The sequence below is a fragment of the Streptomyces sp. NBC_01314 genome (assembly GCF_041435215.1).
Taxonomy (GTDB): domain Bacteria; phylum Actinomycetota; class Actinomycetes; order Streptomycetales; family Streptomycetaceae; genus Streptomyces.
The window spans coordinates 3,684,024-3,707,489 of record NZ_CP108394.1 but is presented as its reverse complement, the minus strand read 5'-3'; the positions used below and the strand labels follow the sequence as shown (position 1 = coordinate 3,707,489).

At 72.2% G+C, this 23,466-nt stretch carries 20 protein-coding genes; 5 read left to right on the top strand and 15 right to left on the bottom strand.

Features of this window, described 5'->3' with window-relative positions:
- Positions 1 to 113: 113 nt before the first annotated feature.
- The 8 genes from OG622_RS16155 to OG622_RS16120 form a co-directional block, all read right to left on the bottom strand.
- Positions 114 to 1,754 (bottom strand): zinc ribbon domain-containing protein, encoded by a 1,641-nt coding sequence (locus OG622_RS16155; protein WP_371576791.1) that lies wholly within the window; start codon positions 1,752 to 1,754, stop codon positions 114 to 116.
- Positions 1,751 to 2,308, bottom strand: coding sequence for a phage tail protein (locus OG622_RS16150; RefSeq protein ID WP_371576790.1), 558 nt, complete (start codon positions 2,306 to 2,308; stop codon positions 1,751 to 1,753). Before OG622_RS16150 ends, OG622_RS16155 begins: the two co-directional genes overlap by 4 nt.
- A 136-nt stretch (positions 2,309 to 2,444) precedes the next feature.
- On the bottom strand, positions 2,445 to 4,403 hold the full coding sequence (locus OG622_RS16145; RefSeq protein ID WP_371576789.1) for a putative baseplate assembly protein: 1,959 nt from the start codon (positions 4,401 to 4,403) through the stop codon (positions 2,445 to 2,447).
- Positions 4,403 to 4,846, bottom strand: coding sequence for a GPW/gp25 family protein (locus OG622_RS16140; protein WP_371576788.1), 444 nt, complete (start codon positions 4,844 to 4,846; stop codon positions 4,403 to 4,405). The genes OG622_RS16145 and OG622_RS16140 overlap by 1 nt, the downstream gene beginning before the upstream one ends.
- Positions 4,847 to 4,934: 88 nt before the next feature.
- Positions 4,935 to 6,836, bottom strand: coding sequence for a VgrG-related protein (locus OG622_RS16135; protein ID WP_371576787.1), 1,902 nt, complete (start codon positions 6,834 to 6,836; stop codon positions 4,935 to 4,937).
- Positions 6,836 to 7,561 (bottom strand): peptidase M23, encoded by a 726-nt coding sequence (locus OG622_RS16130; RefSeq protein WP_371576786.1) that lies wholly within the window; start codon positions 7,559 to 7,561, stop codon positions 6,836 to 6,838. The genes OG622_RS16135 and OG622_RS16130 overlap by 1 nt, the downstream gene beginning before the upstream one ends.
- Positions 7,562 to 7,575: 14 nt before the next feature.
- Positions 7,576 to 8,001: a phage tail protein gene (locus OG622_RS16125; protein WP_371576785.1), complete on the bottom strand. Its 426-nt coding sequence runs from the start codon at positions 7,999 to 8,001 to the stop codon at positions 7,576 to 7,578.
- An 82-nt stretch (positions 8,002 to 8,083) separates the two neighbouring features.
- Complete coding sequence (locus tag OG622_RS16120; RefSeq protein ID WP_371576784.1) at positions 8,084 to 8,536, bottom strand: extensin; 453 nt, start codon at positions 8,534 to 8,536, stop codon at positions 8,084 to 8,086.
- Between the two features lie 1,483 nt (positions 8,537 to 10,019).
- Between OG622_RS16120 and OG622_RS16115 the strand changes: the two genes are divergently transcribed.
- Positions 10,020 to 10,652, top strand: coding sequence for a hypothetical protein (locus OG622_RS16115; RefSeq protein WP_371576783.1), 633 nt, complete (start codon positions 10,020 to 10,022; stop codon positions 10,650 to 10,652).
- Positions 10,653 to 11,306: 654 nt separating this feature from the next.
- Positions 11,307 to 11,657 carry a hypothetical protein gene (locus tag OG622_RS16110; RefSeq protein WP_371576782.1) on the top strand — a complete coding sequence of 117 codons (351 nt, stop codon included), beginning with the start codon at positions 11,307 to 11,309 and terminating at the stop codon, positions 11,655 to 11,657.
- Positions 11,658 to 11,959: 302 nt separating this feature from the next.
- Here the strand turns inward: OG622_RS16110 and OG622_RS16105 are convergent, their stop codons facing one another.
- From OG622_RS16105 to OG622_RS16090, 4 genes are all read right to left on the bottom strand, one after another.
- Positions 11,960 to 12,118 (bottom strand): DUF6760 family protein, encoded by a 159-nt coding sequence (locus OG622_RS16105; RefSeq protein WP_013000546.1) that lies wholly within the window; start codon positions 12,116 to 12,118, stop codon positions 11,960 to 11,962.
- A complete protein-coding gene (locus OG622_RS16100; protein ID WP_371576781.1) occupies positions 12,115 to 12,696 on the bottom strand; it encodes a hypothetical protein in 582 nt (193 codons plus the stop codon). The genes OG622_RS16105 and OG622_RS16100 overlap by 4 nt, the downstream gene beginning before the upstream one ends.
- Entirely contained in the window at positions 12,696 to 13,139 is a 444-nt protein-coding gene (locus OG622_RS16095) for a phage tail protein (RefSeq protein ID WP_371576780.1), read from the bottom strand. The genes OG622_RS16100 and OG622_RS16095 overlap by 1 nt, the downstream gene beginning before the upstream one ends.
- 86 nt (positions 13,140 to 13,225) lie before the next feature.
- Positions 13,226 to 14,803, bottom strand: coding sequence for a phage tail sheath subtilisin-like domain-containing protein (locus tag OG622_RS16090; RefSeq protein WP_371576779.1), 1,578 nt, complete (start codon positions 14,801 to 14,803; stop codon positions 13,226 to 13,228).
- A gap of 281 nt (positions 14,804 to 15,084) precedes the next feature.
- Here OG622_RS16090 and OG622_RS16085 point away from each other — a divergent pair, with 281 nt between their 5' ends.
- The 3 genes from OG622_RS16085 (at position 15,085) to OG622_RS16075 (ending at position 19,487) form a co-directional block, all read left to right on the top strand.
- Positions 15,085 to 16,557 carry a hydrolase gene (locus tag OG622_RS16085; protein ID WP_371576778.1) on the top strand — a complete coding sequence of 491 codons (1,473 nt, stop codon included), beginning with the start codon at positions 15,085 to 15,087 and terminating at the stop codon, positions 16,555 to 16,557.
- A 108-nt stretch (positions 16,558 to 16,665) separates the two neighbouring features.
- A complete protein-coding gene (locus tag OG622_RS16080; protein WP_371576777.1) occupies positions 16,666 to 18,093 on the top strand; it encodes an RICIN domain-containing protein in 1,428 nt (475 codons plus the stop codon).
- 2 nt (positions 18,094 to 18,095) lie between these two features.
- Positions 18,096 to 19,487 (top strand): ricin-type beta-trefoil lectin domain protein, encoded by a 1,392-nt coding sequence (locus OG622_RS16075; RefSeq protein ID WP_371576776.1) that lies wholly within the window; start codon positions 18,096 to 18,098, stop codon positions 19,485 to 19,487.
- Between the two features lie 60 nt (positions 19,488 to 19,547).
- Here OG622_RS16075 and OG622_RS16070 read toward each other — a convergent pair whose 3' ends face one another.
- The 3 genes from OG622_RS16070 to OG622_RS16060 form a co-directional block, all read right to left on the bottom strand.
- The gene (locus OG622_RS16070; RefSeq protein ID WP_371576775.1) at positions 19,548 to 21,674 is read right to left on the bottom strand and encodes an ATP-binding protein; all 2,127 of its coding nucleotides are present in this window, start codon (positions 21,672 to 21,674) and stop codon (positions 19,548 to 19,550) included.
- Positions 21,671 to 22,414: a DUF4255 domain-containing protein gene (locus OG622_RS16065; protein WP_371576774.1), complete on the bottom strand. Its 744-nt coding sequence runs from the start codon at positions 22,412 to 22,414 to the stop codon at positions 21,671 to 21,673. The genes OG622_RS16070 and OG622_RS16065 overlap by 4 nt, the downstream gene beginning before the upstream one ends.
- 133 nt (positions 22,415 to 22,547) lie before the next feature.
- A complete protein-coding gene (locus OG622_RS16060) occupies positions 22,548 to 23,261 on the bottom strand; it encodes a LuxR C-terminal-related transcriptional regulator (protein ID WP_371576773.1) in 714 nt (237 codons plus the stop codon).
- Between the last annotated feature and the right edge of the window lie 205 nt (positions 23,262 to 23,466).

Here is a 23,466-nt window from a genome sequence, read left to right as displayed (position 1 = left end):
TGGGCGCCCCTTCGCGTCCCGTCGCCGCGACAGATCCTCCCTCCGGACCGCCGCCCTGGAAGGAGGGCGGGGAGTCGTCACGACGAGGGACGGCCGGTTGTCGCGGGCGTGTTCTAGCTGTTGCCGGCCGAGCGGCCGAAGAACTCGATCTCGGCTATGGCGACCTGCTTGTCGTCGTGGGCGCCGTAGGCGGAGCGGATGGTGAAGCGGACGGTCTCGGCGTTGCCTACGCGGAACTTGCGGCTCTGGCCGCCGGCGGTCTGGTCGAGGGTGAGGATCTTGGTGGATTTGGAGCCGTCGGCGGCGGTGATCGTCGCCTCGATGCGGTGCGGGCGGGCCGACTCCGCACGCTGGTCCGGCTTCTTCGAGACGCCCGGGATGATGACCACGTCCAGCAGCCGGACGGGCTGCTCGAAGTGGGCCTCGATCCACTCCCCCTCGCCGGACTGAGTGACACCCGGGCCCCACCACGTGTTGTTGTACGTGTCGAAGGCCAGGTCCGGCTTGTGGCCGGGGAACGAGCGGGACGCCTTGAAGGTGTCCGGGACGACCGAGGCGCGCTTGGCGAAGTGGTCACGGGCCGCCTGGTAGCCGTCGTCGGCCTGGAAGGCGAGGGTGACGATCAGGGTGAGGACGAGGGCGCCGACCACCCAGTTGAGAATCCGGCCGAAGCCGCGGCGCAGGCGGGGGCGGTCACCTGCCCACGGGGTCTCCGTGTTGCGGCCGTTCAGCATCCGGCGCCACCACGGCAGCCGTCCCGGTGCCTCCGTACGCCCGGCCATCGGCATCGCGCAGCGCGCGCAGAAGTGCCGGTCCGGCCGGGTGGGGGTCCCGCACCACGGGCAGGGCACACCGCCCTCAGCGCCGAACTCCGGTCCGGGGGTACGGACCTGGGGCCGCTGCACGTCCGGGCGGCCCGGCAGGACGGGCGCGACGGCCGGTTCCGCCGGGGCACGGGGTTCGGGGTCGGCGACCGGGACCAGGAGGGACCTGGCCCGATCGGCGGCGGAGGGGGACGAGGCGGAGGGGGAGGGGGAGAGGGGTGGCGAGGCCGGCGTCGGGAGGGGGGTGGTGGGGGCCTCGCCGTCGTGGTGGGGGTGCGGGGGCGGGTGCGCCGGGCCGGGGGTGGCCGTCACGCTCGGGGCCTGGGCCTGAGCATGGTTCTGGGTTTGTGCATGGGCCGTGGGGGATGCCGGTGTCGGGTCGGCGGGCGACGGGTCGGCGGCGGGGCGGGTGGTGGCGGTGGGCGCGTCCGTGCGGACCGCCGTGCCGGCCTCCGGGGTGCCGACGCCGCCGGCGGCGACCGTGGTCGCGCCCGCCTGGGCCGGGTCGTGGCCGGTGCGGGCCGTACCCGTGCCGGCGCCCGGGTGGGCGAAGGCGTCCCAGCCGGGCTCGCCGTCGGCCGTCGCGCGCCCGGCGTTCGCCGGGGCCGGGGCTTCGGCCCTCGGGTGTCCGGCGCCGGCGTGCTCGGGCGTTGGGGCACTCGTACGTCCGGTGTCCGCGTGGGCCGGGGCCGAGGCTGTCGTCCGTGCGGCGTTCGCCGAAGCCGGGGCCGGGGCTTCGCCGCGCGGGCGTCCGGTGTCCGGCCGGTCGGCGGGTTCGCTCCCGGTGCCGCCCGCGGTCGCTCGGGCCGGGGTTCCGGACCAGCCGAGTACCGCGCCGCAGGCGTCGCAGAAGGACTGGCCGGGCTCCCCGCGGGTTCCGCATTCGGCGCAGCTTTGGGCCTGGCCGGTGCCGGGGGTCTGGCTGGTCATCTCTCGGGGATCCTTTCGGCGGCGGTCACCTGGACCGTGTAGGGCATGTGGGCGGGGCGGGCGGCGGCCACGAGGCTGTCCAGCCGGTGTTCGTCCGCGGGGGTGGGGTCGGGCAGGCGCAGGGCCACGTGGAGGCGTGGGCGGGCTTCGCCGGGGACCGGGCCGAGGGGGCGGGCGTCCCAGGTGGCGGCGCCGCTCTCGGTGATCTCCGGGGTCACGCCGAACACCAGGCGTACCGCCTCGGACAGGCCGCGCCGGGTGCCGCGTACGCGGTGCAGGTACGCGGCGGCGGCGACCGCGGCGCGCAGGCGGGCCTCCGGTTCCGTGCCGTCGGTCTCGGCGCCGACCCAGCCGGCGAGCCACTGGGTGAAGTCCAGCGGGGCGAGCGACGGCGTGAAGTAGGAGTCCAGACAGTCGAGGACGGACAGGATCGGGGCGAGTACGTCGTCCAGGCCGCCGATGAAGCGTTGGGCGAGGTCGTCGTCGGCGAACACGGCGGGGAGCATGGTGCCGATGGGGGTGGGGGAGCCGAGGCCGTCGATGGAGCCTCTCATGGGGCGCCCCCAGCCCGGTGGCCCTGCGCGGCGGGGGCCCCGTCGGCGCCCGGCGCCACAGGCTGTGCCCTCCCGTTCCGCCCAGCGGAACGATCGCCCACGGAGGGGGCGGCACCCACGGGGTGAACGGCGGGGGTCATGGCTTGTCCCCGATCACTCGGACGCGGTGGTCGAAGGAGAAGACCAGGGACGGCGGGGAGAGGTCGATGCGGTTGGTGGGGTCGCCGCGCTTGCCGGTGAGGGGGTCGGCGGGGTGGAGCTGGACGTCGTCGACGAGTTCGACGCCGGGGACGCGTTGGAGGACGGCGAAGACCTCGCCGGACTGGACCGGGCGGCCGAAGGGCCAGCCGCGGCCGTCGGCGCCGCCGGTCAGCGGGTCGAGGTGGCGATACAGCGCGTCATGGGCCTGCCTGCGGACCCGGTCGGTGTCGGTGCCGCGGAAGGCGTGCAGCGTCGCGACGACGGTGATCCCCTGGTAGAAGGGCGGACCGACCGCGAGACGCGTGCCGATCAGGCGGCGTTCGTCCAGGTGACGGGTGATGCGGCGCAACAGCGCGTCGCCGGGGACCAGTTGCTCGAAGCGGAGGCGGCCGCCCGGGTCGGGGACGGCCTGCGGGACCACCAACACCCGTACCGCGTACGCCCCGTGCTCGCCCTCCTCGCCCTCCAGACAGGTGATGCGGGCGGTCTCGGGGGCCGCGCGGCGGGCGAGTTCCTCGTAGTCGCGCAGGGTCACCGCGCGTTCCTGGGCGCGCAGGGTGATCGGGGCCCGGACCTTCGCCTCCTCCACGGTCTCGGCGTCCACCCCGCCGCGCGCGGCTTCCCGGTTGACGACCTCGGAGACGTACGGGACGGAGGTGCGCAGCACCCGGATGGCGCCCCGGGCGACGTTGCCGGCCCTGCCGCCGCCGGTGCGGTAGCGCACGGCGCGGATGACGGCGCCCTTGGGCGCGACGGCGCCGTACTCGCGCAGGGTGCCGTCGGGCTCCCGTACCGCCGGGCCGAAGGCGATCTCGCCGGTGGCGGAGTCGAGGGTGATGTGCCGGTCGTAGGAGGCGGACGCGGCGAAGGACGGGACGACGTCCCAGTCGGTCCAGCCGTCGTGCTCGGCGGTCTGGAGCACCACGGGCGGGGTGTCGCCCACCACGGGGAAGTGGGCCAGGCGCAGCCGCTGTCCGGGCAGGCCGGTGGACTCGCCGAGGGCCTCGTCGTACACGGTCTCGGCATGGACGGCGGTGGTGGTGCCGCCGATGGTGAAGGCCTCGGCCGCGCGGACCGTCGGCGAGGTGGTGTAGAAGGGCTGGCCGGGCAGGGGCTCGGTGACCCGGCAGCGCAGCCAGCCGGCCTCCTGTCCGCCGGTGCGGGACAGGGTGTGCCCGCCCGGCATGTGCAGGATCACCTCGCCCGGCCGGTTGAGGCCTCCCGTGCCGTCGCGGTCGATCTCGCACACCGTCCAGCCGTCCTCGGTCCACGCCTCCCAGACCAGCGGAGGCTGCCGCGGATCCACGCCGACGCCGTCGACCACGCTGTCCAGTTCCAGCACGATCGCGCAGTACGGCACGGCGGCGGTCAGCCCGAACAGCATGCAGTCGCCGGGCCGCGGGGACTCGGCGAAGCACATCAGGTCCTTGCCCTCGGCGAGGTCGGCCGTCCGGTCGGCGACCGGCTCACCGGGCCGCTGGGTGACCAGGTGCCGCAACTCGCAGGGCACGACGGACAGTTCGCGCTCGGTGGCGAAGACGACCGCCTCCTCGCTCTCCGTGCGCAGGGTGGCGACCTCGGTGCCCACGGGCAGTGGCACCGGCTCCTCCTGCGGCGCGGACAGCCAGAAGGTCACGTCCGTGCGGGCGGCCGAGGGCGGGAAGAGGGTGATGCCCACCAGGTCCAGGAACGCCAGATGGTTCTTCTCCGGCACCCGGTTGAGCCGGTAGACGATCTGGTCGGCCATGTGGGCGACCGTCTCCACCAGGGTGACGCCGGGGTCGGAGACGTTGTGGTCGGTCCACTCCGGGGCGCGCTGCTGGATGTAGCGCTTGGCGTCGTCGACGAACTGCTGGAAGCGGCGGTCGTCGAGGTTCGGGGAGGGCAGGGCCATCAGCGGTCGCTTTCGGGACGGTCGGAGCCTTCGGAAGCCAGGTCCGGCTCGTCGTGGGAGGGGATGACGTAGAACGGGAAGACCAGGCTGCGCGGGTTGTTGGTGCCGCGGATCGCATAGCGGACGTCGATGAAGAGGACGCCCTGGTCGGCGCCCGCCGTCACGTCGACGTCGGTCACCTCGATCCGCGGCTCCCAGCGGTCGAGGCTCGCGTACACCTCGTGCTGGATACGGCCGGCGGTCGCCTCGTTGACCGGCGCGAACACCAGGTCGTGGATGGCGCAGCCGAACTCGGGGCGCATCGGCCGCTCACCCGGCGCGGTGGCCAGCACGAGCCGGATGGCCTCCTCGACCTCGCGCTCCCCGCTGACCAGGGCGATGCCCCCGGTGGGCCCGATGCGCAGCGGGAACGCCCAGCCGGATCCGACGAACTGCTCGGCCATCAGCGGGCCACCCTTCTTTTTGAAGTCGCTTCCGAAGTCGCTTCCGAAGTCTCTGAAGTACGTGTTCTCGTGAGCGTTCGCCGAGCCGTCACGGGATCGGGTACGGCTTCTTGTTGACCAGCACGATGCCCGTGATGTCGACGTTGGCCGCCCGCAGCGCCGCCTGGCCGACGGCGTTGATCTGCACGGTTCCGGCCGCGCTGATCGTCGCGGCACCGGCCGCGCTCATGGCGATGGCGCCCACCGCGTTGATGTTGACCGCGCCGCCGAGCGACCGGAGGCCGACCATGCCCTGGCCCTGGAGGTTGAGCGGCCCGCCGCTCCTGATGGTCACGGACCGCAGCGCGCTCAGCGTCAGATCGGTCCCGGCCTTCACCGACACCGAGGTACCGCCGGTGATGCTGACGGCACCCTTGCTGTCCACCGTGATCTCGGTCTTCGTCCGGTCGAGATTGATGATCAGCCGATCGTTGCCGCTGGCGATGCGTACGCCCTGCTTGCGCAGGCCGGTCTGCTGGCTGAGCAGGTCGACCCGGTTGCCCTCCCGGTCGGACAGGGTGTGCCGGATCGCCTTCTTCTTGACCGGGTCGTGCAGCCACACGTCCTTAACGGGGGTCGGTTTGTCGACGCCGTTGTAGAGGCCGCCGATGACGAACGGGTGGTCGAGCGCGCCCCGGTCGAAGGCGACCAGCACCTCGTCGCCGACGTCCAGCGGGAAGATCCCGCCGCCGCCCTTGCCACCCATCTGCACGGTCCGCGTCCAGTCACTGACATATGCGTCGTCCAGCCACGGGAACTGCAGCTTCACCCGGCCCTGCTTCAGCGGATCCTGTACGTCGGTGACGAGGGCGTTGGCCACACTGGGCAGCCGCGGCGCCGCCGTACCGCCCCCCGACGTCAGGCCGAACAGCGAGCGCCACTGCCGGCCGCTGACGGTCACCCAGGTCTCGTAGTGGCTGCCGTCGCCGAAGGTGTGCCGAACGGAGGTGCAGGTGTACTTGCCCTCGAACGGGGAGCCCACGTCGGAGAGCGTGATCGGAACACCGGGGCGCAGCAGCGGGTTGCCGCGCACCATCACCTCCAGCTCGGCGAAGGCGGAGGTGATGTCGTCGGCGAGGGATGCGGCGGCGTGCGTGACCTCGCTCTGGAGGTCGTACGGGGTGTCGGTCTCCACCAGCTTGGCGGCCTTGAACGGGTTCGCCGCCTTCTGCGGGGTGGTGCCGATGGCGATACCGGGGTTGGCGCTCGCCTTCGTCATCGCGGTGAGCTTCTTCTTCGTCGTGACGTTCCAGCCGCGCGCCTCGACCTTGTCGACCTGGTCGGCGGCGGTGACGGCGGCCCGGCAGCGCAGGATGTCGACACCGGCCTTGAGCTCGAAGGGGCTCTTCTGACCGGGGGCGCTCGTCGGGGGCGCGCCCGACGCCGGCTTCGGCTTGACGAACTGGAACTTCCCCTTGGCGTCCAGCGACATCACCATCTCGTTCTCGTCGGCGAGCCGCGCCAGGAAGTCCCAGTCCGTCACATTGGACTGGCTGATGAAGTCGTAGACGGTCTTGGTGGACTGCACCTGCCCGACCGGGACGCCGTTCATCGTCGCCAGCTTGCGGGCGATGTCGGCGGCGGTCTGGTTGCGGTACGCCGCGACCCTGCGCACCCGCATCAGCCGGTGGCCCGCGTCGTAGCCGCGGACGACGGTGAAGGTGCCGGTGCCGTCGTAGTCGGTCTCCATACCGGTGACCTCGCCGGTGAGCACCGGGTTCGCCGCGCCCTGCCCGCCGGCCACGGGCGCGATGACCACCAGGGAGCCGAACCTGACGTTCAGTTTGCCCAGCAGCAGCCCGTGCGGGTCCCGGAACGTGAGCCGGAACGCGCCGGGTACCCCGGCCCCGAGATCGACCCAGCCGCCGACCAGCAGATCGGCGTAGTCGGACGGCAGTTCCTTGCCGTCGATGGTGACCTTGACGATGTTCGAGAAGGACGGCTTCACCATCAGTAGCCCACCTCCCCGGCCGCCGGAAGAACGAGCTCGATGCCGGTGGGCAGGTGCGTGGGGTCGTCGATGTCGTTCGCCTCCGCGATCGCCCGCCACGCGGACGCGTTCCCGTACTCCCGCCACGCCAGCGACTGCAACGAGTCACCCGCCACGACCCGGTGCACGCTCCGTGCGGTGAGCGCGCCCGACGTCGGGTTCTGCCCCTCGGTCCGGCTCGGGATCTCGTGCAGCGTCATCCGGCAGGCGGCCCGGATCGGCACCCCGGTCGTCCCGAACAGGGAGTACGTGACGTCCACGGAACTGACGTACGCGGTGAAACGGGCCGTCGAGAACGACCCCCACTGGAACACCACCCAGGGCGGCGACGGCTGCTTCGCGGCGAGGCTCTTGGCGGTCACCTCGCAGCACGACAGCAGCGTGTCCACCTTCTTCAGCACGGTGGTGCCGCTCGGCTTGTCGGAGGAGTCGAGGAAGATCTCGACGTTCATCTCCCGGGGATCGGGGCCCATGAACTCCGGCAGCGCGCCGTCGCGTACGGCCGCGCTCGTCGTCCTCTTCCACTGGGCGCCCTGGCGCAGCGTCAGTTCGGACGGGTTGAACTCGAAGTTGAACGTCTTCTTCAGCCCGCCCGGGGTGGTGCTCGTCCCGACCGGCGGCTCGTGAATGGCCAGTGTGGCCCGCACGAGACTCTTGCCGGCGCCGCCCTTGCTGCCCTTCGCCATGTTCTGTCCGCCCCTCAGTCCGTGAACCCGTGGTGCGTGATCTCCAGGACCTCGGTCGCCACGCTCGGGTTCGCCGGGTCGAGGGACGGCCCCTGCCAGCTCACCGGCAGGACGTCGATCAGCCCCCAGTGCGCCACCTCCGAGCCGTCCGCGCGCAGCGCCGCGATCTGGGCCGTGGGCCGCTTCACGCCCGTCGCCACGGACGAGATCCACGCCGCGACCTTCGCCGTGTCCGGTGTCAGCGGCCTCGTCAGCCGGATGTTCGAGAACGTCACACGCGACGGGAACTGCCAGACGAACCCGTTGTTCCCGCCCTCCTGGCGTTGCTCGATCTCCACCGTCGAGGACAGCCCTTCACACCCGTTGAAGTAACCGAGGCTCTCGCCGTCGATCGTCAGCGTGAAGAAGATGGTGGAGCCCGGGTCGAGATCGCGGGGCATCGGGGAGGGCCTTTCTGGTGGTGCTGGGTCGGCGGCGGGTCGGTGACGGGTCGGCGGTGGGTCCGTGGCGGGGCGGTGGTGGTCAGTGACGGGGGTCGCGGAGTTTGCCGATTCGTTCGCGGTCGAGACGGAGTTCGGTGCGGACGAGGCGGGTGATCCGGCCGATGAGCTTGTGCGTCAGTTCGTCGAGCTGGAAGTCGGTGAGGGTGCGGGGGTCGAACTGGGCCTTGGGTGAGGCGTCGTTCTCCACCGCGGAGTACGGCGGCGGGAGGTCGGCCGACGCGGTGCGGTGAGCTGTGGTGGACCCGCTGGTGGCCGCGGTCGCTGTGACGGGTGCGACGGCGGTGGTCGTGGTGGCGGGGATGGGCCGGAGGGGGATTTCCGGGGCCCGCTGGACCGGGGCGGGTGTGGGTGCGGGGGTGGGTGCGAGCGCGCGGGGGGTGACGGGTGCGGTGCTGGGTGTCCTGGGCGCGACGGCGAGGGGGAGTGCCGTACGGGTCGGGGCGGTGGGCTTGTGGGCCTTGAGGCGTTGCACGGCGGGGCCGGTGCCCGGGGATGAGGGGTGGCCGGTCCTGGGGGTGGGACGGCGCAGGGGCACCGCGGCCCGGGGTGCCTGACGCTGGATGGCGGGGGGCGTGGTGGCGGTGGGCAGGGCTGTAGTGAGGGCACGGGTCGGGGCGAGGGGGCGTGCGGGGGCGGGCGCGGGGGCCAGGGTGGGTGGTGAGGCCTGGGGGGAAGGTGCTTTGGGCTCCGGTGACCATGGAGGGCTTGATGGGCCGGGGAACTGCCGGGGCGGGGTGTTGGGCGGCTGCGGGGCGTGTGTGGCTGGACGCGTGGTTCCCCGCGCGACTTCGGGGCGCTGCCCGTGGCCCGTGGTTTTCAGGGGGACGGCCTGGGGGTGGTGCCGTACTGCCGGTGTGGGGGCGGACGCCTGGGGAAACGGGTGCGGGGGGTGGTTCGCCGTTGCCTGGGGTGCCGCTGTCACCCGCTGCAGGGGAGGCAGGGGAGGCAGGGCGGGAAGGGGAGCGGGAGGGGAAGAAGGCACGGTGGGGGCTGGGCCGCCGGGGGCCTTGCGCGTGGAGATGGGCTGCGCGCCCTGGGGCGGGGTGGAGAGGGGGGCGCCCAACAGGGGGCGCTGACGGGGGGTGGGGCTGGTGGCGCGCTGGATCGGGGGAGCCGGGGGAGCCGGGGTGCCCGAGGGGCTTTCTGGGGTGGGGGCTGCGGAGTGGGGTCGGTCTGCCGGGGCCGGGGCCGGGGGCGGGGCCAGGGGCGTTGGCGTGGGTGTCGGGCTTGGGTGCGCCGGGAGGGAGCCGGCCGTTGGGACGGGTCCGGAGGTGGGTGTGCCGAGGCCGATGCGCCTTGCTCCGACGGAGGTGCTCCGCTGTAGGGGGTGGGTGCCTGGGGCGGGGGCGGGGGTGCTGCTGGGGCCGCGCGTTGCCGCCCTGGGGTTGGTGGGGCTGGTGGGACTGGCTGCGGCCCGTTGGATCTGGGGCTGCGGGGTCGTCGGGGTACCTGCTGATGGACCGGTGGGGGGCGCGCCTCGGAGGCCGGTGCTGGCGTCGGCGTCGGTGCGTGTTGATGTGGGGGCGGTGCGAGGTGACCGTGCGGCCGGGTTGGCCGAAGTTCCGCTCGGGCGTGCCGCGGGGGCGCTGTTCGCCGTACCGGGGGAGTGCGTCTTGGGTGCGGCAGGCGTGGTGCTCGTACCGCCGGGGTCGGCCTCCGCCCGTTGGACGTTGACGTGTGAGCTGCCGCCGCTGCCGGTACCGGTACCGGAACTGCTGGTGTCGGCCGCCCCACCAGCGGGGCTGGAGACCGCGTCGCGGGAGGCGCTCGGTGTGCCGCCGCGGCCGGTGGTGGCTCTCTGGACGCCTGTCACAGCATCACCGGTGCTGGAGGGAGCGCCGCCGGTCGGGGCAACTGCCGCTCTGCCGAAGTCAGTTGTCGTTGCGCCGGGACCGCTTGCCGCCGCGTCGCGACCGCCCGCCGTCGGGCTGGGATCGCTTGGCGTTGCGGGCGGGTTGGTCGGGGCTCCGGCGGGCGAGGCCGCCGTACGGCTGGGGCCGGTCGCCGCCCGCTGGACATCCACGGCGCCGCTGGAAGGGCCGGCCGAGGTAGGGGCCGAGGTGCGGGTCGGCGAGGTTCGGCCGGAGCTGTCCACCGTCCTGCCGGAGCCGGATGCGAAGTCAGTGTTGGAGCCGGAGCCGGAGCCGGAGCCGGAGCCGGAGCCGGTGTTGGAGGTTGTGTGGGAGGCGGAGCCGGAGCTGGAGGTGCCCGTTGTTCCGGGGGTGGTGCTAGTGGGTCTGGTCGGAGTGGCCTCGGGGTTGACGGCCGCGCGTTGGATGCCGGCCGTCGGGTTGGCTGGGCTGGTCGCCCGAGTGCCGGGGGCGTTGGGTGTGGGGCCGTTGCCTGTTGCCGTACCGGCTGCCCTGCCCGGCGTGTCGTCGCGTCCGGCCACGGGCCGTTGGGCTTCGACCGCCGCTGTGTTCGGGCTGATCGGCGTGGCGTTGGGGCCGCCGGACGTCGCGCGAGGGCGGTCCGAAGTTTCGGGCGGGGCGGTCGGCGGTACGGCGGAGACGGGGGCCGTCGCGTCGGGGTTGGCCGGCATACCGCTGGGCCCCGTCGCCGCCCGCTGGACGCTGACCTCGGCGTGATGGGAGGCGACGGGGCTGCCCCCAGGGCCGGTGCCGGTCGCCGTCCTGGCGGGGCCGGCTGCCGTTCGGCCGGAGGCCGCTGCCGTACCGCCCGAGTCGGTCGCCCTCCGCTGGATGTCGAGCCCCGCGTGACCGAGGGCGGCTGCCGCGTCGCTGGAGTGGTGGGTCGGGTCGGCGGAGCCGCCGCTGGAGGCGTCGACGCGAACAGCCGCCGTGGCAGCGGGCGTTGCCCTCAGCGGGCCGCCGGACGTGTTGACCGGACTCGCGGCATCCGAGGTGGCCGAGCCCGACGCGTCCCGCCCGGACGCCGTACTCTCCGACGCCGTGTGCCCCGATGTCGTGCGCCCTGAAGCGGTAGCGCCCGACACCGAACGCTGCGACGAGGCACCACCGGACGCCGTATGCCCGGACGAGGCACCGCCGGAATGCGCGTGCCCGGACGAGGCACCGTCGGCGACGGTGTGCCCGGCCGAAGAACCGCCCTGCGCCGTATGCCCAGTCGCGGCATCCCCCGAAGCCGTGCCTTCCGAAGCTGTGCCCCTCGAAGCCGTACCCCCCGAGGTCGTACCCCCAGACTCCCCAGCGGCCCCGGAAACCTGTGGTCGTGCCGTCGGCAGGGTCCGTCGCTGGACGGTGGGCGGCGCGGCAGGGGCCTTGGTCAGCGGGGTCGGGCGGGTGGTGCGGGGTGGTACGGGAGTCACCCGGGGGCCCGTCGGGCGGGACGGTGTGACCTGGTACGGCGCGCGCTGCACCGGCCGTGGGCCGTCGGTCGTGTCGGCGCGGACCTCGGGCTCGTCGGTCGCCACCGGCAGGGTGCGCGCGGGCAGTTCGAGTCCGGCGACGGGTGTCGCCGACGTGGTGAGGACGTCCTTGACCAGCCCGCCCGGCGCTCCGGGCAGGACGGCATGGGACAAGGTCCCGGTGAACGACGGGTTCTGCCAGGTGCTCAACCGCCCGCTGAACCCGGCGTCCGCGACGACGGCCCGCCCCCCGATGGTCCGCTGAATCGGAGCGAGCCCCTCCCAACCACGGACCGGGGCAACACCAGCGACCGAGGTGGTCCCCTCGACCGAACCGGCCCCCGTCTTCGCCGACGCTCCGGTCGGCGAAGCGGGGCCGCTCTCCGACCCCGCGACGAACGAACTGCCGCCCGCGCCGGGCGGATTCCCCTCGGAACCCGCATGCCCGGCGGCGGGCCTCACCTCGCCGACCGAGTCGACCGACCCGGCCGAGCCGAGTCCATCAACCCCGCCCCGGCGCCCGGCCGATCCGGCGGCACCCCGTAGGCGATCCAAGAACCCCACGTGTCAGCCCTCCGCCCCGCCCCGTGTCACGAGGGACGCGATCTGTTCGGTGTAGCGGCGGCGGTCGTGGTGTTCGAGGTCGAGGATCTCCTCGAAGCCCCAGTGGAAGTGGTAGGCGACGTACGCGATCTCCTCATGCAGCCGGTCGGTCGCGTACGTCACGATTCCCCCAGGCGGCTCCCGCCGAGTTCGACCTCGAAGGGCTCGGAGCAGTGGGGGCACTCCACGGCCGCACGGGTGTGACCCTCCGCGTTGACCTGCCGGTAGAAGTCCTGCAGGAACGCGAGGTCGGACGCGAACATGTTCTCCACGATCCCGTCGTGGACCATCGCCAGATTGCCGAGCCGGGTGATGACCCGGCCGAGCAGCACGACCGACAGATAGGCCGGGTTCTCCTGGACGCGCACGTCCCGGAGCGGGATCAGCTCGTCCCGGGCGGTGGCGAGACGCATCACGCCCTCCCGGTGGACGTTCCCCGCCTCGTCGACGTAGCCGCGCGGCAGCTCGAACGGGAACTCCGTCCGCAGCCGCTGCGCCACCGGCGCGACGGCCGGGGCCGGCGCGGAGACCGGGGCGGATGCGGACACGGCCGGAGCCACTCCCTCACCCGCGCCCGTCCCCACACCCACACCCATGCCCGCACCCGCCACCGGCTCCGGGCCCACTGCCCCCGCGCCCGCACCCGGACCCGCTACGTCCACGATCGAGCCCGCGCCCGCCCTGGCAGTCGTACGCCGCATTACTCGATGACCAGTTCTTCGAAGACGATGGTCACGGTCTCGGTGAGCGCGGCCGCCTCGCCGGCCTTGAGGGTGCTCGCGTCGATCTTGCTGCACCAGGCGTTGCGCATGTTGTACCGCTTCACCGGATTGTTCTGATAATCCATCATGATGATGGACGCGTTCTTACGGGCGGAACTCATCTGACCGTTGATGGAGTCGTTGATCCACGTGTTGAACGCGGCCGACTGGGTCATACCGCGGACCACGGTGCACTGCCCGTTCTTCTGCACACCGGGCAGAAGGTTGACCTCGGGCCGGCCCTGGGCGGAGTTCTGCTGGTACGTGATGACGTCCTGTTCGAGGGTGAGGCCGCTGACCTCCGCGAGGTACTCGACCATCACCCCGTCGATCTGGAGGCCGAAATTGTGTGAGGTAAGGGCGTCACCCGGCGCGAGACTCATCTGTTCTGTGTCCTTCTGAGGGGGCAGGGGCAAGGGGCTTGCGGAACGACTGGTGTGCGAACGCAGGTAGGAGCGGGCCGGACGGCCTACTCCTCCAGCTCACCGTTGCCGCTGGAGAACTGGGCCAGCCGGAAGATCACGAACTCGGCGGGCTTGACCGGGGCGATGCCGATCTCGCAGATGACCCGGCCGAGGTCGACCGACTCCGGCGGGTTGGTCTCCTCGTCGCACTTGACGTAGTACGCGTCCTCGGGCCGCTGGCCGAAGAGGGCGCCGCTGCGCCACTCGTTGACCAGGAACGCCGAGACGTTGCGCCGGATCCGGGCCCACAGCGCGTGGTCGTTCGGCTCGAACACCACCCACTGGGTGCCGATCAGGATCGACTCCTCCAGGTAGTTGAAGTACCTGCGGATGTTGAGGTAGCGCCAGGCCGGGTCGGACGACATGGTGCGGGCGCCCCAGACGCGGATGCCTCGGCCCGGGAAGGCGCGGATGCAGTTCACGCCGATGGGGTTGAGGAGGTCCTGCTCGCCGCGGGTGATCTGCAGCTCCAGGTCGACCGCGCCGCGTACGACCTCGTTGGCGGGCGCCTTGTGCACACCGCGCTCGAAGTCGTTGCGGGCCCAGACACCGGCGACGTGGCCGCTCGGCGGGATGACGCGGGACTGGCCGGAGGCCGGGTCGAAGACCTTGATCCAGGGGTAGTAGAGGGCCGCGTACTTGGAGTCGTACCCGGCGGTCTCCTGGCGCCAGACCCGTATCTGCCGGGCGTTGAGGCCGGGCGGCGGGTCGATGACGGCGACGCGGTCGCCCATCAGCTCGCAGTGCGCGATCAGACCGAGCTGGACGGCCTTGACGGCCTCCAGGTCGATCACGCCGCGCTGGTAGGCGGCCATCAGGTCGGGCACGGCGACCATCGAGATCTCGTCAACGGCCTCCAGGCCGCCGAAGCCGGTGCGGTCGGCGGAGTCGCCGAGGTACTCGGCCGGGCCGGGGTGACCGTCGTCCGTCGCGGCGGGCGTGACGGCGGCCGGGGCGGCGGGGGCCGCCAGCGCCACGGTCTGGTTGTCGGGGCGCGCGAGCTGCGCGGCCGGTGCCGTCTCCTGGACCGTGATGAGCTTGGAGCGCTCCTTGACCTGGGTGACGACGTAGTTGCGGCCGCCCTTCTTGGCGGTCACGTCGAACGTCTCCACGGCCTTGTCGCCGTCCTTGACGACCAGCTTGAACCGCTCGGCCGGACCCTCGCCCTCGGGGTCGGCGACCTCGACGCTCAGCGAACCGCCCGCGATGGCGGTCACGCTGAACGTGCCCAGCTGCTTCGGCTCGCCCGGCGGCAGCGCGGCCGGCGCGGCGGCACCCGTCACGGCTGCCGGGCCACCGGCGGACGCGCCGCCCTGGTGCGTGCCGCCGACCCGGACGACGTACGCGGCGCTGCCGCCGTTGTTGAAGAACCCGTACACCGAGTGCGCGAGGTAGTAGCCGTCGGTGAACTCGCCGAAGGCGGCGACGTACTGGGACCAGTTGGTCACCAGGGTCGGCTCGTTCAGCGGACCGGTCGGGGCCAGGCCGACGAAGGCGGCCACCGAGGTGCCCACACCCTCGATGGGACGCGAGCCGCTGGCCACCTCCTCGACGTAGACGCCCGGCGACAGGTAGGACGGCATGCTCTGCTCTCCTTGGGGTACGAGACAGGTTGCCTCTCACCCTCACGCGCGAAGCGCGTCCCCTGAAACGTCCTCCGGTACCTGATCGGGGGCACATCCGTTGCCCCCAGGGGCAGTCCGGCCGATCGGCGGAAACCGCTCCCGGGCGGGCCCGGCCGCGCCCACCCGGCCTCAGCACCCCGGCGAGCACCCCCGTGCCCGAGCGCGCTGCCCTTTCGGGCACCGCGACCGTGCACGTTTTCCTCCTGAAACGGATCCCGCACTCCCGGTAGCGTCCTGACGTGAGCCTCTGGACTTCCCTCGAACCCGCCTCCGCGACTGTGGACCCGGGGAGCAGTACGACCGTGCGGCTGCGTCTGCGCAATACCGGTGATGTGGTCGATGAGTACCGCTTCGAGCCGGTCGGTGACATCGCGCCGTGGACGACTGTGGAGCCGCAGACTCTGCGGTTGTATCCGGGGACGACGGGTTCGGTGGACCTGACGTTCGCGCCGCCCCGTACTTCGGATGCGACGGCGGGGCCGAACGCGTATGCGGTGCGGATCGTGCCGACGGAGCATCCGGAGGCGGTGACGGTTCCCGAGGGGAATCTGACGATCACGCCGTTCACCGAGGTGCGGGCGGAGCTTGTGCCGCCGACGGTGAAGGGGCGGTTGCGGGGGCGGCCGAAGCTGGCCATCGACAACCTGGGCAATACGAAGGTGACCGCGTCGGTCAGTGGCAGCGACAACGGTGACCAGTTGTCGTACGACATCCATCCGAGCAATGTGCAGATCGAGCCGGGTCGTGCCGCGTTCGTGAAGGCCACGTTGAAGCCGCGGCAGATCACCTGGTTCGGGTCGAAGGAGGAGCGGCCGTACACCTTCGCGGTGAAGCGGTCGGGGGTGACGCCGCTGGATGTCGAGGGCACCTATGTGCAGCGCAGCTTCCTGCCGGGCTGGCTCGCCACCTGCCTCGGCATCTTCCTGGCCCTCGCGATCACCTTCCTCACCCTCTGGCTCGCCTACAGACCCACCGTGACCAGCGCCGCGACGGAGCTGCAGAAAGCCGGCGTGAGCACGCTGCCGCCCAGCCCCTCGGCGCCGGTGTCGACCCCTCCGCCGCCCACTCCCTCCGCGCCTCCCGCCTCCTCGCCACCCCCGCAGGCGACGGAAACCGAGACGGAGAGTGACAGCGGGAACGGGAGCGGCGGCGGCAGCGGCGGTGGCGGTGGCGGTGGCTCCGGCGGTGGTTCCGAGGAGAAGAAGAAGCCCGCTCCCACGGCCGCGACCGCCGTACGGCAGTTGGCGGCAGCGGACCCGGCCGGCCGGCACATCTGCTATCGCGCGTTCGTGACGGGCAAGGGCTGGACGGCCCCCGAGTGCGACGGCGACACGGCCGGCACGGTGGGCCAGGCCAGGTCGCTCAAGGCCCTCAACATCGCGGTGTCCGGCGTCAACGGCACGGCCAGCGCCGCGTTCGTCCACAACCCCGACTCGACCAACGGCCAGGGTCACTACAACGGGAAGCCGTGGGCGAGCGCGAAGGACGGCTTCGACAACTACTTCGGCAGCTCCAAGAGGGGCGCCCCGGACATGCTGGGCTTCACCATCAACGTCGACGAAGGCGGCCGGGGGGTATGCCAGTCGGTCCACCAGAAGGACCGGGGCTGGCAGAACCTGGCCTGCGACAAGCCCGGCCAAGGAGATAACTACATCTTCGGCGGCACCCTCGACAACGGCATCTGGCTCGAAGCCGTCAAGTTCACCGTGTGACAAGGCCGTTGGGGCAGGACCGTTGGGACGGCTTCGGTGGCCGTCGGGGCAGCCGGGCCTGCCCCGACGGCTCCTGACCGGACGACGCCCGCCCCGTAGCGTCCCTCTGTGAGCCTTTGGACTTCTCTGGAACCCGCGTCGGCCGCGGTGGATCCCGGTGGCAGTACGACCGTGCGGCTGCGTCTGCGCAATACCGGTGATGTGGTCGATGAGTACCGCTTCGAGCCGGTCGGTGACATCGCGCCGTGGACGACTGTGGAGCCGCAGACTCTGCGGTTGTATCCGGGGACGACGGGTTCGGTGGACCTGACGTTCGCGCCGCCCCGTACTTCGGATGCGACGGCGGGGCCGAACGCGTATGCGGTGCGGATCGTGCCGACGGAGCATCCGGAGGCGGTGACGGTTCCCGAGGGGAATCTGACGATCACGCCGTTCACCGAGGTGCGGGCGGAGCTTGTGCCGCCGACGGTGAAGGGGCGGTTGCGGGGGCGGCCGAAGCTGGCCATCGACAACCTGGGCAATACGAAGGTGACCGCGTCGGTCAGTGGCAGCGACAACGGTGACCAGTTGTCGTACGACATCCATCCGAGCAATGTGCAGATCGAGCCGGGTCGTGCCGCGTTCGTGAAGGCCACGTTGAAGCCGCGGCAGATCACCTGGTTCGGGTCGAAGGAGGAGCGGCCGTACACCTTCGCGGTGAAGCGGTCGGGGGTGACGCCGCTGGATGTCGAGGGCACCTATGTGCAGCGCAGCTTCCTGCCGGGCTGGCTCGCCACCTGCCTCGGCATCTTCCTGGCCCTCGCGATCACCTTCCTCACCCTCTGGCTCGCCTACAGACCCACCGTGACCAGCGCCGCCACCGAGTTCCGGGAGACCGGCGTCAGCACGCTGCCGCCCTCGGCCTCGCCGCAACCGCTGGAGTCCGCGAAGCCGGAGCCGGAGTCTGAGCCGGAGCAGGAATCGGTCCCGTCCGAAGAGGCCGACGACGGCGGTGGCGGTGGCGACGCGCCCGCGGCGCCGCCCGAGCCGACCGAGAAGGAGGACGAGAGCGTGCTGCCCGCCCGCAACATCCTCCTGCGCAACCTCGCCACCAAGCTGTGCGCCGACGTCCCCGGCGAGGGCAACGGGCGGAGAGACGGCCGGGTCCAGCAGTTCACCTGCGACGACAGCACGGCGGACAACCAGCTCTGGAACCTGGAGGTGAAGGCCGCGAAGAAGGCGCCCGACGGCAGTGATCTCTTCCAGATCCGCAACGCCAAGGACCAGCTCTGCATGGACCTGCCGAACTACGGAGAGAACCCGATCCATACGAAGATCACGGAGTTCACCTGTGACGGCACGACCAGTGACAACCAGTTGTGGTGGCTCGACCCGCAGCAGGGCGGCGGCTACTGGATCCGCAACTTCGCGAGCAAGAACAGGTGTCTCGAAATCGCGGGCAACGAAGACACACGCGACGAGGTGACCTTGATGCTCTTCCACTGCACCGTCACCGACGACCAGGAATGGCAGATCGTTCCTGCCGCGGGGGCCTGACCGTGAGCCTCTGGACTTCCCTCGAACCCGCCTCCGCCACCGTGGACCCGGGGAGCAGTACGACCGTACGGCTGCGCTTACGCAACACCGGCGACGTCGTCGACGAGTACCGCTTCGAGCCGGTCGGTGACATCGCGCCGTGGACGACCGTGGAGCCGCAGACCCTGCGGCTCTACCCGGGGACGACAGGAACCGTGGAGCTGACGTTCGCTCCGCCCCGCACCCCGGACGCGACGGCCGGCCCGAACCCGTACGCCGTACGGATCACGCCGACCCAGCATCCCGAGGCGACGACCGTCCCCGAGGGGAACCTGACGATCACGCCCTTCACCGAGGTACGGGCGGAACTCGTGCCGCCGACCGTGAAGGGGCGCTTCCGGGGACGGCCCAAGCTCGCCATCGACAACCTCGGCAACACGAGGGTGACCGCCGCCGTCAGCGGCAGCGACAACGGCGACCAGCTGTCGTACGACATCCATCCGAGCAATGTGCAGATCGAGCCAGGCCGTGCCGCGTTCGTGAAGGCCACGTTGAAGCCGAGACAGGTCATCTGGTTCGGTTCCAAGGAGGAGAGACCGTACGCGCTCGCCGTCCAACGGGCGGGCGTCGCACCCCAGCCCGTCGACGGCACCTATGTCCAGCGAGGGTTCCTGCCGGGCTGGCTCGCCACCTGCATGGGCGTCCTCCTGGCCCTGGCGATCACCTTCGTGACGCTGTGGTTCGCCTACCAGCCCAAGGTCACCAGCGCCGCGACCGATCTCCAGCAGGCCGGTACGACGGCCCTGCCGAGCGCCAGCCCGTCGGCCATGGCCCCGGCGCCGAACATCTCCGCGGCGCCGCTGCCCTCGGAGACGCCCGAGGCACCCCGGCAGGAGGAGGAGCAGCCGGAGGACTCGGGTGCGGGCTCGGGGAGCGGCTCCGGGGGATCGGGGCCGGGATCGGGATCGGGCTCCGAAAAGGAACCGGACACGAAGCCCACGAAGAAGAAGCCGGCCGCCGCCAAGGGGTTCAGGATCATCGGCCAGGCCTCGAACCGCTGTGTCGACGTCACGGACGCGGAGAACGGCAAGGGCAAGGACGGCACCCCGCTCCAGATCTGGGACTGCGCCGGTACCGCCAACCAGAAGTGGGACTTCCGCGACGACGGCACCGTGCGCTCCCTCGGGCTGTGCATGGACGTCGCCTGGGGCTCCCGCGACGACGGGGCCGTCATCCAGGTGGCCAGGTGCAGCGGCAACCCCGCCCAGCAGTTCGTGCTCAGCACCGCCGGTGACCTGGTCAACCCGCAGGCCGACAAGTGCGTCGACGTGAAGGACAACGCCACCGGCAACGGTGCCAAGCTCCAGCTCTGGACGTGCGCGGGTACCCCCAACCAGAAGTGGCGCGTGAAGTAGACCGCCCGGCGGGGGCGGCCCCATCGGGGTGCTCCCGCCGTCCTCGGCCGCCGGGGCCCGCTACCAGTTGCCCTCGCCCGGCACCAGCCGCCCGGCCTTGCGGTACTCGCGCTCCGCGCCCTCCCGCAGGTCGGCCGTGGTGACCGACCCGGCGCGCCCGGCGGCGGCGTAGGCGGCGGTGACGACCGCGCTGCGGATCGAACCGCCGGCCAGCTCGAAGTCGCGGGCGACCGCCGCCGGGTCGATGTCGTCCGCGCGGGGCACCGCGGCGAGGCTGTGCCGCCACAGGGCCAGCCGCTGGGCGGCGTCCGGGAACGGGAAGTCGACCACCAGATCCAGCCGCCGGGTGAACGCCTCGTCGATGTTGGCCCGCAGATTGGTGGTCAGCAGGGCGATGCCGTCGAAGGACTCCAGACGCTGGAGCAGATAGGCGCTCTCCATGTTGGCGTACTTGTCGTGGGAGTCCTTGACCTCCGAGCGCTTGCCGAACACGGCGTCCGCCTCGTCGAAGAGCAGCACGGCGTCCGTGCGGTCGGCCTCCGTGAAGATCCGTTCGAGGTTCTTCTCGGTCTCGCCCACGTACTTGTCGACGATCGAGGAGAGCTGCACGACATAGAGGTCCAGCCCGAGTTCGGCGGCCACGACCTCCGCCGACAGCGTCTTGCCGGTGCCCGACTCGCCCGCGAAGAGCCCCAGCACCCCATGGCCCCGGCCGCCCCCGGCGCTCAGCCGCCAGTCGCCGAGCACCCGGTCGCGATGGCGGGCGCGCAGCGCGAGTTCCCGCAACTGGGCGAGGGGCTTGTCCGGCAGGACGAGGTCGACCCAGCCGACGTCCGGGCGGATCCGGCGTGCGTGCCGCTCCAGACCGGAGGCGGACTGCAGCCGCGCGGCCAGTCGCAGATGGGCCGCGGTCACCGGGGTGCCGTCGAACGCCGCGAGGTCCACGGCGGCGCGGGCCGCCCGCTCGATCCGGTCCCCGCCGAGCCGGTACGGGGCGACCGTGGCCGCCAGGTCGAATCCCGGCCCGTCCGCCCCGGCACCGAGCGCCGCCGACCAGGCGTCCACGGCACCCGAGGGCGGCCGGGGCACGTCGAGGACCAGCGGATCACGGTCGCACCACTGCGGGTCGTACGGCTGCGCCCCGGTGAACAGCACGGACACGTCGGCCGCTGTCAGCGCCCGGACGAGCGGCCCCGGCTTCTCCGGCAGCGGCGACACCACGACCGCGCAACCGCGCAGCCGGGCCTCGCGCAGCAGCCGGGGGAGGAGCCCGGCCGCCTCGTCCTGGGCCGCCGGGGGCGTGAAGTGCAGCGCCTCCACCCCCGCCGCACGCAGAGCGGCAGAGGCACGCACCAGCCCGTCACCCTCGCGGTGCTCCCGCAGATGGACGGTGACCGGGGCGGCGGCCAGCCGGGCGGCCAGCCTGGCGGTGAAGCCGCCGTCCTCCCCGGACGAGGACGAGGACGAGGCCGGGGACGAAGGCGCGGCCGGCGACGAAAGCGAGGCCAGGGAATTCGGCGACTGGGACCGCGACGGCGACTGCGTCCGCGACGGCCACGTGAGCGGACGCACATGGCCGACGAGCGCCGCGTCCAGCGTGTCGTCGCCCAGCAGATGCGCGACCAGCCGGTCCGGTACCCGCAACACCCGCCCGAGGAAGGGGCGTTCGGTCTCCTCGATCGTCAGCAGTCCGAGCGCGCTCAGCGGCGCCGAGGGCAGGAACCGGGCCCGCGCCCGGGCGAGATGCACGGGCAGCCCGCACAGATCGAGCGCGAGCCCCACGGTGGCCCGACGCCTGCTGACGTCGTCGTTCAGGTACCCGTACAACTGCTCGTAGGAGCGGTCCAGATCGGGCGCCAGGGCGATCAGCAGGATGCGCGTGTCCAGTTCGGTGAGGCCGAGCCGCCCCGCGAGCCGCTCCAGCGGACCGTGCGGGGCCGGGTCCGCGTCCTCGAAGTCGTCGAACACGGGGGCGTACGACCCCGCCGACGGCTCCAGCAGATGCCGTACGCCCTCCTCGGACACGTACAGCCCCCGCAGCGGATCACCCGCCGTCGGATCACCGGCACCGCGCTCGGCCACCAACTCGGCGACGCGGTCACGCAGTCGGGCGAGCCGGAGGAGGAGCGCGTCGGTGGTGGGGGAGGCGGGGGCCGGCAAAGACTCGGGCGGAGTGTGGGTGGTCACCGCTGCCGTTCTCTGGTGCTGGTGCTGGTGCTGGTGCTGGTGCTGGTGCTGGTGCTGGTGCTGGTGCTGGTGCCGGGCGTCGGACGGTCCTGCCGTTCCCCGGTGTTCGGCGCGGACGCCAACTGCCCCGGCCGGTGGGCGCGTTCCTCCGAGCCCTCCAGGGAGCCGTCCATGCCGCGTACGCGGATCGCCGCGCCCTCGGTGACCGGGGGACCGGCGTCGTACTCGGGGAAGGCCGGGAACGGAGCGGTGACGACGAGGTCGAGGGACGGCTTCAGCTCGCCGCCCAACGCGGACCAGATCTCGGCGAGGGACCGCGACTCGGAGTGCAGCCCCGCCACCGAGACCGGCACGGACAGGCCCAGCGCGCCGAGCGCGCCCGGGAGTTCGGCGGGCGGCAGCAGCTCGCGCGGCAGCAGGTTGGCCAGCACCGCGGAGAGCAGCCGGTGCTCGTCCTGAGGCTGTTTGGTCCAGGCGGTGACCAGGTACGACAGCCGGAACCAGCGGGGCGGCTGGCGGCGGCGCACGACGATGTCGCGCTCGTCGCGGACCGGCATGTGGCCGCGCTGGCGGCGGGAGACGTCCTCGCGGATGTCGTACAGATAGGTGTTGACGGCGGGCGCGTTGCGCCGGGCCGCCCAGTCGCGGGTCGGCGCCTCGAAGGAGACGTCGATGCCGGAGCCGGCCAGGGCACCACCGCCGATCAGTCCCTTGAGGACCTCGTCCACCTCGTGGATCACGGTCGTGCTCCTGCTGTGTCGTGTGCCTGTCCGCCGATCCTGCCCGGCGTCGGCGCCGCGTTCCCAGAGGTGCCGGGGACGTGCGGCGGGCAGAATGTGGTGCCCAAGAGGCCTGTTGGGTCTGCCCGTTCGATCAGATGTAGCCTTCCCGGAGGGCATAGGCCACCGCGTGCGCCCGGTTGCGGAGATGCAGTCGGGTGGTGAGCCCGTGCATCACGTTCTTGACGGTGCGTTCGGAGTAGGAGAGCTTGCTCGCGATCTCACCGGTGTCCATCCCCTCGGCGACGAGCCGGAGGACGTCGATCTCACGCGGCACCAGGCCGGACAGCGGCGCCCCGGTGCGGCCGGCCACGGAACGCTGCAACGTTCCCACCTGGTTGATCAGCCGGCCGAGCAGATCGGCGGGCAGGTCGCCGTCCCCGCGCGAGGCCGCGAGCACGGCCTGCGACAGCCGGTGCGCGGTGGCCTCGTGGCGCCAGACGATGGCCCCGACCCCGCACTCGATGACGTCGAGCAGTTCGGTCTCCCGGATCAGGCTCACCACCAGGACGGCCCGCGCCCCCTCGCTGCGCACCATCCGGCGCAGCGCGGACAGCAGCGGCTCGTCCGGCGTCTCCCCGACCAGCACGGCCACGCTGCCCGGCCGTGCCACGGCGTCGTCCACCACGTCGATCACCGGGTGCCCGCGCAGTTGGCTGAGCACTCCGGCGCGGGAGAGCGGGTCGAGAGTGTGGACCACGACGGGGATACGGCGCCGGGGCTCCTGGTGCTCCGCCGTGACGGTGGCCCTGGCCGTGGCTACCGCCGTGGCCGCCGCCGTCTCCGCGGTCCGGAATGTGCTGCGCAACCGTTTCTCCCGTGTGCACGAAGTCGCCGCTCCGGTGAGGGGAGTGGCCGATGGGCTCGATTCACCCTTCTGTGTGTCGTGTGCGCTGCGCAATCGTGGAGGACCACGAGATGCACCACGAGATACATCACGAGATGCGCCACGAGCTTCACCACGGGACCGGCCGCGGGACCGGCTACGGCACTTTTCCGCCGACCGTCCGCGA